The following is an 11,244-nucleotide window of genomic DNA, read 5'->3' as shown; positions in this document are numbered from 1 at the left end:
TGACGTTTTAGGGGAGAAAATGATGAAGATAAATCTCCATATTGATGACATTTCGTTGCCGGATAACGCCTCGTATCTCGATGTATATAGTGCGTTATCGCATGCGGTTGTGGAGCATTGGCCGACAGGTATTTCTGAAGGTTCTGCATCCATGCGGGAACAGGCTTTCGCGAGAGAGCAAGCCATCGTACGAACGACGGAAACCGTGATGCATCAGTTGCAAACCCGCACACAAGCAGGAAGGGGGCGCTAAATGTTATCGAGTCAGCCGAACTTCTTAAAAGGCGGCATTGTGTTGCTGGACCAACAAAGTGGTGAGCCTATTGAAGCCATACCTTTGCTGATTAACCCCGCCACACTCAGCACTCAGTTTGAGGTGAAATCACCTGCCGGTTCACAAACGCGCACAGAGCCGATGCGCTTGAATGGGCCGCCCAAAGAATCCATTAGTTTCGAAGCGACCTTGGATGCTACCGACGCGATGGAGCGTGGTGATCGTGAAGCTTTGGAGTATGGCATTGGTCATTACATTGCTGCGTTACGTGGGCTGATCACGCCAAGCCGCCGACAATTGATGGATAACGACGCCCTTGCCCGACAAGGCAAACTCACCATCATTCCCATGGTTCAGCCATTGCCAGTGTTTAGCTGGGGAATGAATCGTAGGGTGCCTGTGCGTTTTACGAGCTTATCGCTGCAAGAAGAGTTTTTTAATTCGGCGCTCAACCCTCTTCGCGCCAAAGCCAGCGTGAATTTACAAGTGCTGACTGTTGATGATCTGGGTTTTGATCACCCTGCGTCGTCATTGTTTCTGCATTACTTGGCAGGACTGGAACGTCAGGCCAGCAAAGCGACGAAACCCGCGTTAGACAATTGATTTTCTCACCCAAAGAAGGGCAGCAAGATGACCGATCTTTCTCACTATTTGCTTAGCAACACGGAAGAGACCGCAGACTTTACGTCGAACAGTCGTTACGTCGGTTTGCCGTTGCGCGTAATGACAGATGCAAATGGTACAGAGAGGGTGTTTGTGAGTCGTCGTTTCCTTCCCCAGCCTGCGTCAACGGAACGCGTGCAAAGCCTTGTTGTTCGTGAAGGAGACAGGCTCGACCTGCTCGGTGCGGCGTATTATGCCGATCCGTCAAAATGGTGGTGTATCGCCGATGCTAACTTGGTGCAACACCCCGGTGAGCTTGTCAGCCAAGTTGGACGACGCATTGCGCTGAAATCCGATGACACTGAGAACGGTACTGGAGGGCGCTAATGTCTGATGTTGTCATGAGTTTGTACATTGGTCCTGTTGCGCCTGTGCCGGTTACCAAAGCCGTGATTCATGCGTTCATTTCCTGTGAGGTCAGTTCAGTGACGACGGGCAAGTCAGGGTTTCAGCTGGTGTTTGAAATCGACAACAACTCGCCACTGCATACGGTGTTTCTGCTGTCTGCGAATAGCCCTATCCCAATGGTTCGCACTGTGATTGCGGTAGAAATGTTCGGCAAGAAATCCGTGTTAATGGATGGCGTGGTGACTGATCACGCAGTCTCACCCGGTGCTGCGCCTGGGGTGTCTCGATTGACACTGACGGGGGAGGATTTAAGCCGTGTATTGGATTACATCGATTTCAGCTTTATGCGGTATCCCGCCATGCCTGATTTTGCGCGCATCAACTTGGTATTGGCGAAATATGCCTTCTTGGGGCTGATCCCTAAAGTGATTCCCTCCGTGCTGATTGATGTGCCTGTCCCCACAAAACGTATTCCGTCTCATCAAGGGACAGATCTGAAATACATCATGTCCTTGGCTGATCGCGTGGGGTATGTGTTTTACATCGAACCCACCGACCAAGTTGGCGTATCCGTTGCCTATTGGGGGCCTGATGTTCGACTCGGAAAAGTGCAAAAACCACTTAACGATGATTTGGACGCCCACAGAAATGTCGTTTCGTTATCGGGGAGTGTGGATACCCAAAGTGCGGTATTACCAACGATCACCATCATGAATCCCCAAACCAAAGTGCCGATCACCCTTCCTGTGCCTGATGTAAACCCCCTGAATCCCCCTTTGGGCATTGTGCGTCCCATTCCTTTGAAGGAAGCGCCAATCACAGGTACGGCAAAATATTCCCCTGTTCAAGCGGCGCTGGTGGGGCTAGCCAAAGCCGCAAAATCGGCGGTTCGTGCCGTAAAAATGACCGGCACCTTAGACGTATTGGCATATGGCGGTTTGTTGGAAGCACGGAAAAACGTCTCAGTGCGGGGGGCAGGGCATGCCTTCAATGGGCTTCACTATGTCGATTCAGTCACCACCACCTTGAGCGAAGGTGAATTGAAGCAGACGTTTGAGCTGCGCCGAGATGGCTTGTTGTCGACAGTGAGTAGGGTGCCTGTATGACTCATCGCATGCGTGAAGTGGAGACAATGAAACGGAGAGAGAAAAATGACCGGAAAATACTTCGGTAAATACCGCGGCACCGTGGTGAATAACGTCGACCCTATGATGCAAGGCCGCATTCTCGCCACCGTACCTGATGCGACGGGCATGCCGCCGGGGAGCTGGTGCCTGCCCTGTTTGCCTGTTCTTGGCCTGAATTCAGGGATCTTCTCGGTTCCGCCCATTGGGGCTGGGGTCTGGATTGAATTCGAGCAAGGGGATGTTGATTACCCCATATGGACGGGCTGTTACGCAGGGGCCGCATCAGACATTCCTAGCATGGCAAAAACCGCGGTTGCGCCGATTTCGGCCATTACGCTTCAGACCATGGCGAAGAACGGCATTGTGATCAGTGATGTTGCAGGGCCAATGGGGTTGGGTGGCATCACGTTACAAACCGCCACGGGCGTGACCTTGTCAGTGTCGGACGCGGGCATTTTCATCACCAATGGGAAAGGCGCGCAGATCAATCTTGTCGGGCCGACGGTGGATATTAACAGCGGGGCGCTGACGATTACTTAGGGGCAGGAAGAGCGAGAAGGGCAAGAAGCGAGGGACGAGATTCGAGGAAGAGCAGGGAGAGCAGGAAGGGCGAGAAGCGAGAGAAGAGATTCGAGAAAGGGCAGGAAGAGCAGAAGAGCAGAAAAAGCAAAAGCAAAAGCAAAAGCTAGAGAGTAATAAACGTGTCGTGGCAGTGGAGTGAGGAGAGGGTATGCCAGGAAATTTGCTACATGTCGGTGCCACCGTTATGTGTTCTCACGGCGGGCAGGCGAATCCGACAGTACCGAATCCCAGAGTGATGGTGTCGGGCAATGCCACGGTATTGCAGACAGCGCCTTACACGGTGGCGGGTTGTGCGATGCCACCACCAACGGCAGGTAACGGCCCATGCGTGACTGCGCAGTGGGTAACGGGAACGGTGCGCGTACTTTCCTTAGGGCAACCTTTAGTGTTGAACACGAGCCAATCAGTGTGTGCGCCGACAGGGACACCGCTGATCCCATCCGTGGTGCAACCCCGCGTGGTGGCGTCTTAGGCTCTTTGCATTGGCAACAGTCACGGTGTCGTATCGCCGTGGAATAACAGCGACAGAGGTGAACGAAACATGAGTTACCCTGACTTTCCATATCGCATAGATACACAAGGGCGAACCGCGACAACGGTGCGTCCTGATCTGATCCGCGATCGCATCGAGCAAGTGCTGTTCACGCAACCCGGCGAACGGGTGATGATGCCAACCTTTGGCTGCGGATTAGGTCGACTGCTGTTTGCGCCTGCGGGTGATGTCGTGGCGGAAGAAACCCGCACATTGGTCGCCACCGCATTACAAACATGGATGCCAGACGACATTGAACTGACGGAAGTGACGGTGAATTTCATCGGATCAGCTTTGCAGATTGATGTGGGCTACAACCTGCTTCCTTCCGGCGATCCGCAATCTGCCAGTTTCACACGGGAGGCCGCAGGATGATGTATTTCTGTTGCGACCAACGTCGCCGTGAAGCGGTTCGAGGAACCGCCCTCAATGGCATCGACTTTGTGGAAGTATTGGATCTTGCCGCCGCCGTGTCGCAAGACCGACAGCGTTTTCTGCATCTTCACCTTGTCAATGCGCCTAACGGCCTCGTGCTAGATGCTGACAACATCCGCCTTGAAGGTGGCGCTGCCGTTGAAGTGATTGGCGTCACCATGGGCTTGGATGGGCAAACCAATGTTGTCGTTATCGAACTCGCGCAGCCGGGGGATTTCTCGCCGTATACGCTGAACATCGTGACCAGCACGCTAAACCCTGCACCGCCGCCAAGCCTTGATCCTGTGCTGTCTTCCATTACCTTTTCGTTCAAAGTGGAATGTCCTACCCCGTTTGATTGTTTGACTGACTGCGATTGTCCTGATGAGCCAGCGCCTGAGACAGACATTGACTACACCGCACGGGATTTCCACTCTTTCCGCCGAATGATGCTCGATCGCATGGCCATCGCATCGCCTTCCTTTGCTACGGGACACCCCGCGGATTTGTCTAGCGCGCTGGTGGATATTCTGGCGTATACCGCCGACCAAATTGCTTACCAGCAGGATGCCGCGCAAACCGAAGCCTATCTGCATCATGCGCGTTCTCGCATCTCCCTGAGTCGCCTGACACGTATTGTCGATTACGCGGTGGATGAAGGTTGCAATGCCCGTTGTTTTTGCCATTTATCGGTTTCCAGCGATGTATTGCCGATGGCACCAAGCACCGGGGTTGTGCCTCAAGGCAGTGCGGTGTGTACGCGATTGAACGAACAACCCGTGACCTTCGCGCGGGACGATGCATTGTTGATGAAAAGCCGGGCCGTGTATGAAACGTGCCATGATGTTGCGGGTCTATTTGCCGCTCACAATGAAATGCTGTTTTACACTTGGAGCGATGCGCGGTGCCATTTACCACGAGGCGCGACGCAAGCCACCTTGGCGGGGCATTTACCAGATCTTGATGCTGGCATGTATCTCGCCATTGAAGAAATCACAGGTGCAAACACCGGAAATCATGCCGATGCGGTTCTCGATCATCGCCACGTCGTACTGCTGACGGAGACCCAAGCGTTTGACGAAGGCGGCGATCCGCTAACCGACCCAGTCACAGGGGATGAAATCACCCTGATCCATTGGCATGGCAGAGATGCACTTCGCACCCCTGTGTGTATTTCCTCTGAAACCTCTATCGAAGAAGGTCGCCGCTATATAGAGCCTGTCAGCGTGGCGCGCGGCAACATGGTGTTGGTCGATCATGGACAAACATTGAGCAACGAAGCCTTGCCTTCGGTGCCTGAACCGTATTTGGCGTGGGCACCCGGTAAAGGGCGCGAGGCCAAACAACGAAAATCAGGCAACTGCGCCGAAACGGGGTGTGAACCTCGCCAAGCCGAATTGGTTCCGCCGCGTTATCAACCGCATTTGGCCTATGCCCCTTTGACTTTCAGCCCCGATTATTTCGCGCAATCGGATACCGTCGCCGCGTCAGATGTGTTGCGCACGCCCATTCCTGCTGATACCTATCCCAATATCGCTTTGCAAAGTGATGATGGGGTGGAAACCCTGAGTTACGACCCGGTGCGCGACATCCTTGCCAGCGACAGTGCGGCGCGGGTGTTTAAGCCCGAAGTGGAACGCGACGGGGCGGTAAGTTTGCGATTTGGCGACAATGTGTTCGGTCGCCGTCCGTTATCAGGCACCGCGTTTTCAGCGACCTACCGCGTAGGCATTGGCTCTGCGGGGCACATTGGTGCTGACAAACTTCATCACCTCGCGCTTCCATTGCCCGAAGTGACGGCGGTCAGAAACATCACCGCGGGAGCAGGCGGCAGAAACCCTGAAACCAATGCCAACATTCGAAAACGCGCGCCTTTCCTGTTCAAAACCCAAGAGCGCGCCGTGACCCGTGAAGACTATAAAACCCTCGGGCAACGCTTGGCGTGGATTCAAGATGTCAGCTGCGCCTATGTCCATACCGGCAGTTGGATAACCACCTTCGCGCTGCCCGATCCGAAAGGTCGCGTTGGGATGTTGGATGAGCAACGCACCGAGCTGCGTAATCACTATGAGAAATATCGCCTTGCAGCGCACGATGTTGAAGTGTCAACGCCCGTGTACGTGCCACTCGAAATCACCTTGCACGTTTGCCTCGCCAAGAATGCCTCCAAATCCCATGTTCAGCAGGTGCTTCTTAAATTGTTCTCGGCAAAACGCCTTACGAATGGGCGTTTGGGTTTGCTTCATCCTGACCAGTTCCGCGCGGGGGAAACCTTGCATTTGTCGCCGTTGATCGCCGCTGCACAAAACGTGGAGGGCGTGATTGCCGCAAAGGCGACGCGTTTTCGTCGCTTCGGCGATCCGAGAACCAGCGGCTTGTCTGAGCGAATACTGAAATTCTCAAGAACCGAAATTGCGCGGGTGGATAACGACATGAGTCACCCCGGCAATGGCGTGTTCTTGTTAGACATGGAAGGAGGGCGCTGAGATGGCAAATTCTTACGCCGGACATTCATCCTGTGGCGCGTGTGAAGGCACGTCGGTGTTGACGCCAGACGCACCGAATAACGCATCAGGTTTGTACCGCGTTGATTTTCGCGCAGGGGAGCACAACGCGTTCTATCAAAGCATGGTGGCGCGACTATCCTCATCAAAATATGGCGCGCTTGGTACATTAACGTCGCGCGACTCAGACGATTTTACCCTTGCCTTGATCGATGCATGGGCTGCGAGCTGCGATGTGTTGACGTTTTACAGCGAACAATGGCTTAACGAAGCCTACCTTCGCACCGCACAGGAAAATACCTCGCTGCATGAAATGGCCGCCTTGATTGATTATGTGCCGCACCCCGGCGCAGCCGCGACGGCAGATCTAGCGTTTCACATTGCAGCGGGTGAGGGCATTCCAGAGCTGATTACCATTCCGGCGGGCACGAAAGTACAAAGCACGCCGGGGCAAGATGAAACGCCGGTCATCTACGAAACCCTCGATGATTTGCCCGCCCGCGCGGCATGGAATGCGATTCGCCCTAAGCTCACCGCGCCTCATCCGTTAACCACCACCACAACACGGTTGCCGTTTGAAGGCATGAACACGCGCCTGAAAGCGGGTGATGCGGTGTTCTTTTACGCCGACGATGGCACAGCCGTTTTTGGTGTGGTCAATGCGGTAACGCCCGTGATTGCCGATATCGCCAACGACCCCGATGCGAAAGATCTGACGTGGGTGACGGTCTCGCCGTTGGCGTCTGAACCTGTTTCGTTGCCGGGCAGTGCCGCGGCGATTGCCGTACCGAAAGTGCTGGTGGGGGTGGCAGAAGAACACTCGGACAAAGCCATGGATGCCGCCGAATTGGTGGAAGTACTAGAGAAAGAAAACGTCGAAGAGAAAGCCTTTTTTGCCCAGCTGATCGAGATGAGCAGTGCAGACAAAAAAGTGCTGGTGTTTCGTGCATCGGCGGCCATTTTTGGCAATGCCGCACCGCCCTTATCTAGCTTGCATCATTCACTGACGGGCTCCGTGCCTGTGTACACCGAAAACAGTTCAGGCGTGGTTGTTGAAGGCATCGAGCCTGGGCCTTATGCCGATGAAACCGAAAACACATGGGCGGATGGTGGCTCGCTGCAATTGATGGACGAAGGCGGCAACGAGATTTTCCTCGATCGCCCTGTGGCAGAGATTGCCGTGGGCAGCGACATTGTGCTGCGCAATGGCGAACAGTGGGCACGCTATCGCGTGGAGGATGCCGCAGATCTTTCTGTGTCTTTCTTTGCCGTCACGGGAAAAAGTACCCGATTGACGTTAGATCGTTCACAGCACTTCAACCGATTTGCGATTCGAAAAACCACCGCGTTTGGTGCGAGCGAATGGCTGACCTTGGCAGAGCCGCCGATTGAAGCGCCCATGGATGAAAACACCAACACCGTGTTACTAAACGGATGGTATCCGGGGTTGGAAGCAGGGCGAACGGTCATGCTGCACGGGCTAGCGGAAGGTTTTGGTGATGAGCCTGAAATTGTCACTCGTACTGTTCAAACCGTGACCCACGATCTGACACTCGGCGCGGGAACCGAGCTGATTTTCACTGAAGCGATCGGCTCGCCTTATTTGCCGCAGAATCTGCGCATTGCCGCCAACATTGCTTACGCCACACAAGGTGAAACCGTCGCAGAAGTGCTGGGCGATGGTGCGGCAATGCCACACATGCATTTTATTTCCAAGCAAGCGCCGCAAACTTTTGTGCCGGCTGAAACGGCGACGGGGGTAAAACCGACGCTTGAAGTGCGGGTGAACAACATCCTTTGGCATCCTGTTCCGCATTTCCTTCATGCTTCGCAGTCAGACCGCGTGTATACCTCTCGCATTGACGAAGAAGGCTACAGCCACATTGCCTTTGGGGATGGCGTACTCGGTGCCATGCCGGGGAATGGTCAGCAAAACATTCGTGCCCGCTATCGGAAAACCCACGGCCTAATGGGGCGGGTGAAAGCAGGGCAACTTAATCTATTGATGAGCCAACCCCTTGGTGTGGAATCGGTGAAAAACCTGCTTCATGCCGATGGCGGCGCAGACCCAGAAGGCAAGGAGGCCATTCGCCTCAGCGCGCCTTTGTCCTGCCGTACTCTAGGGCGCGTGGTGTCGCTCACCAACTATGCGGATTTTGCGCAAGGCTTTGGTGGCATCGCAAAAGCCAGCTCTCAATGGCTGCATTTGCCAACCGGCCCGCAGGTGATTGTCAGTGTGGCGGCGGAAGAAGGCGCAACCGTGCCAGAAGGCAGCGATTTGCACACCACGCTGACCGATGCACTCACCGCAGCGGGCGACCCGTTTGCGCGTTTCTTACTGCGCAGTTATCGCCAGACCTTTTTCAAATTGGGCGTGCGTCTTCAAGTCCATCCCGATTACTTGCCGGATGAAGTTGCTACGGCGGCCGAAAGCGCACTGCGTCAGACGTTGTCGTTTGATGCACGCCAATTCGGTCAGCCCGTATTTGCCAGTGAGATCATCGCGATCCTTCACGAAATTGATGGCATTGATGCGGTGGTGATCGACCGTTTATACAGCGGCGCAACTCCTGAGAGACGAGATGGATTGGCCGCGCCGATGGCGGAATGGCTTAGCGATGATGTTGTTGGCGCATCCATCTTAAGTTTGCACCCTGCGCCCTTGGATTATTTGGAGACCAGCCTATGAGCAGCATGATGTCTTCAAGCGTGTTATCGCCAGATGCCCTTTATGCGCGCTTGCCCGAGGTCTATCGCAAGCGCGATGAGGAGCAGGGCTTTCCGCTCAAAGCGCTAATGGAAATTCTGGCGGAACAAGCGGCAATTGTGCGCGATGAAGCCGACAGACTTTACGACAATCAGTTTATTGAAACCTGCGACGAATGGGCTGCGCCTTACATTGGTGAGTTGGTGGGCTATCGCTATGGCCCAGAAATTCCCGGTGTGAGCCAGCGAGCTGCTGCGGCAAATCAAATTCGCCTCGCTCGTCGTCTTGGCGTCGCGTTAACGCTAGAACAGTTAGCGACAGACACCACGCGTTGGCCGTCTCGCGTGGTCGAATTTTTCCGATTACTCGCACGGCCTGAGCACCTTGCTGCTCCGCGTCCGAATGAACATTACACCTTAGACATTCGAAACGGTCGTCAATGTGATGCACTAGGCTCGGCCTTTGATACGGCCAGCTACACCATGGACACAGGGCGCATCAGCCAAGGGGAAGGGCGGCACCATTTTCGACATGTTGGGCTGTTTTTGTGGCGACTTCGCCCGTATCGGCAACCACTCGCACCCGCGTTCAGGGTGGCGGCACGGCGTTACTTGTTTAACCCCATGGGCATCAACACCGCCATGTTCAACGTGCCCCTGACCGAGCCAGACATTAACCACATTGCCAGCGAAGAAAACCTGCCCGTGCCGCTCGCTCGTCGTCGTATTTCTGGCGCGCATCTTTCCGCGTTTTACGGGCGTTCTTTCACCCTGTTCTTCGACGGAATAGAGCAAACCCACGACATGATCCAGATCTGTAACCTCAGTGATGACGGCGCAAATTGGGCGCATTCACCTGTCGATCGCATTTCGGTTGACCCAGAACTCGGGCGACTCTTTTTACCCGCCAGTATGGACGAACCCGATGTGGTCGAGATTTCCTATCACTACGGCATGTGTGCTGATGTGGGGGGCGGCGACTACTCGCGGGCTGAGGGTTTTATTCAAGGTTTGTCGCCGTTGCTTACCATTGCTGCGGGGGAGTCTATTCAACCCGCGTTGGATACCCTCGTATCGGGCGGCGTGGCAGAAATATCCGTATCGCACGTCTTCACCGAACCCTTGGCGATCGCTGTGGATGTTGACCAAACTTTATCGCTGCGATCAGCAGACGGGCATCGTGCATTTATCAATCTTGATGGTGATGACATGACCGTTGTTGGCGGTGAAGAGGCAGAAGTGGTCATCGACGGTTTGACCCTTTATGGCGGGCGTTTGGTGCTTCCTGATGATGGCAACAATGCCCTTCGCCGTTTGGTGCTGCGCAATGTTACTTTGGTGCCGGGTATTCACCTGTCCATGGATGGCGAACCTCAACAACCAACGACGCCGTCACTGGTCGTTGAAATCCCCAATGTCACGGTAGAGATAGAGCGCTCGATTCTCGGCGCGATTCATTGTGTAGAAGGCGCATCCGTTACTGTAAAAGACAGCATGATCGACGCAACATCGCGCACGAACGTGGCGTTTTCAGCGCTTGGCGAGCTGTCCCATGGTGGTGCACTCACACTGTGTGAAACCACGGTGATTGGCAAAGTGGCCGCCAAATATTTCCCATTAATTTCCAATTCCCTGTTGGATGCCGAGCTTGACGAGGTAGACGATTGGGATGCCCCTGTGTGGGCGCAGCAAAGACAAACGGGCTGTGCCCGATATTCTTACATTCCTCCGCATTCTCGTGTTCCTCGTCAGCATCACTGTCAGCCCCAATTTGCGTCGGCGAAAGCCATTGAAGGTGCAGAGCTGCGCAACCCAACCCTTAGCGATGCGGAACGTGCACATATCGTTCGCGGCGTGCGCGCTCGGTTAGTGCCGGCGTTCACTGCGCTACGTTATGGCAACGCAGCCTATGGGCAAGTGTTGTTGGCAGCACCTGAAGAAATCCGACGCGGCGCTGACAGTGGCAGCGAAATGGGAATGTATCACCACCTTTACCAGCCTCAACGAGAAGATGCGCTGAAATTTCGCCTCGACGAATTTCTGCCGATTGGTCTCGATCTCGGCTTGATCTACGTGACCTAAAGGAGAGGAAAG

The 11,244-nt window shown here is 54.6% G+C and carries 10 protein-coding genes; all 10 read left to right on the top strand.

Features of this window, described 5'->3' with window-relative positions:
* Positions 1 to 19: 19 nt before the first annotated feature.
* The 10 genes from BCT27_RS10110 (at position 20) to BCT27_RS10065 (ending at position 11,232) form a co-directional block, all read left to right on the top strand.
* Positions 20 to 253 carry a hypothetical protein gene (locus tag BCT27_RS10110; RefSeq protein ID WP_102395721.1) on the top strand — a complete coding sequence of 78 codons (234 nt, stop codon included), beginning with the start codon at positions 20 to 22 and terminating at the stop codon, positions 251 to 253.
* Positions 254 to 877 carry a CIS tube protein gene (locus BCT27_RS10105; RefSeq protein ID WP_102395720.1) on the top strand — a complete coding sequence of 208 codons (624 nt, stop codon included), beginning with the start codon at positions 254 to 256 and terminating at the stop codon, positions 875 to 877.
* A gap of 27 nt (positions 878 to 904) precedes the next feature.
* On the top strand, positions 905 to 1,264 hold the full coding sequence (locus BCT27_RS10100) for a hypothetical protein (RefSeq protein WP_102395719.1): 360 nt from the start codon (positions 905 to 907) through the stop codon (positions 1,262 to 1,264).
* Positions 1,264 to 2,391: a hypothetical protein gene (locus tag BCT27_RS10095; RefSeq protein WP_102395718.1), complete on the top strand. Its 1,128-nt coding sequence runs from the start codon at positions 1,264 to 1,266 to the stop codon at positions 2,389 to 2,391. The genes BCT27_RS10100 and BCT27_RS10095 overlap by 1 nt, the downstream gene beginning before the upstream one ends.
* Positions 2,392 to 2,436: 45 nt before the next feature.
* A complete protein-coding gene (locus tag BCT27_RS10090; RefSeq protein WP_102395717.1) occupies positions 2,437 to 2,952 on the top strand; it encodes a phage baseplate assembly protein V in 516 nt (171 codons plus the stop codon).
* Positions 2,953 to 3,142: 190 nt separating this feature from the next.
* Entirely contained in the window at positions 3,143 to 3,466 is a 324-nt protein-coding gene (locus BCT27_RS10085) for a hypothetical protein (RefSeq protein ID WP_074924852.1), read from the top strand.
* Between the two features lie 69 nt (positions 3,467 to 3,535).
* Positions 3,536 to 3,901, top strand: a complete 366-nt coding sequence (locus BCT27_RS10080) for a GPW/gp25 family protein (RefSeq protein WP_102395716.1) — start codon at positions 3,536 to 3,538, stop codon at positions 3,899 to 3,901.
* Positions 3,898 to 6,426 carry a baseplate J/gp47 family protein gene (locus tag BCT27_RS10075; RefSeq protein ID WP_102395715.1) on the top strand — a complete coding sequence of 843 codons (2,529 nt, stop codon included), beginning with the start codon at positions 3,898 to 3,900 and terminating at the stop codon, positions 6,424 to 6,426. Before BCT27_RS10080 ends, BCT27_RS10075 begins: the two co-directional genes overlap by 4 nt.
* Position 6,427: 1 nt before the next feature.
* Positions 6,428 to 9,133 (top strand): baseplate J/gp47 family protein, encoded by a 2,706-nt coding sequence (locus BCT27_RS10070; protein WP_102395714.1) that lies wholly within the window; start codon positions 6,428 to 6,430, stop codon positions 9,131 to 9,133.
* Positions 9,130 to 11,232: a hypothetical protein gene (locus tag BCT27_RS10065; protein ID WP_102395713.1), complete on the top strand. Its 2,103-nt coding sequence runs from the start codon at positions 9,130 to 9,132 to the stop codon at positions 11,230 to 11,232. Before BCT27_RS10070 ends, BCT27_RS10065 begins: the two co-directional genes overlap by 4 nt.
* Positions 11,233 to 11,244: the final 12 nt, after the last annotated feature.

This window comes from Enterovibrio norvegicus, assembly GCF_002876705.1.
Classification (GTDB): domain Bacteria; phylum Pseudomonadota; class Gammaproteobacteria; order Enterobacterales; family Vibrionaceae; genus Enterovibrio; species Enterovibrio norvegicus_B.
The sequence above is the reverse complement of the archived record's forward strand: the minus strand, read 5'-3'. Positions and strand labels throughout refer to the sequence as shown.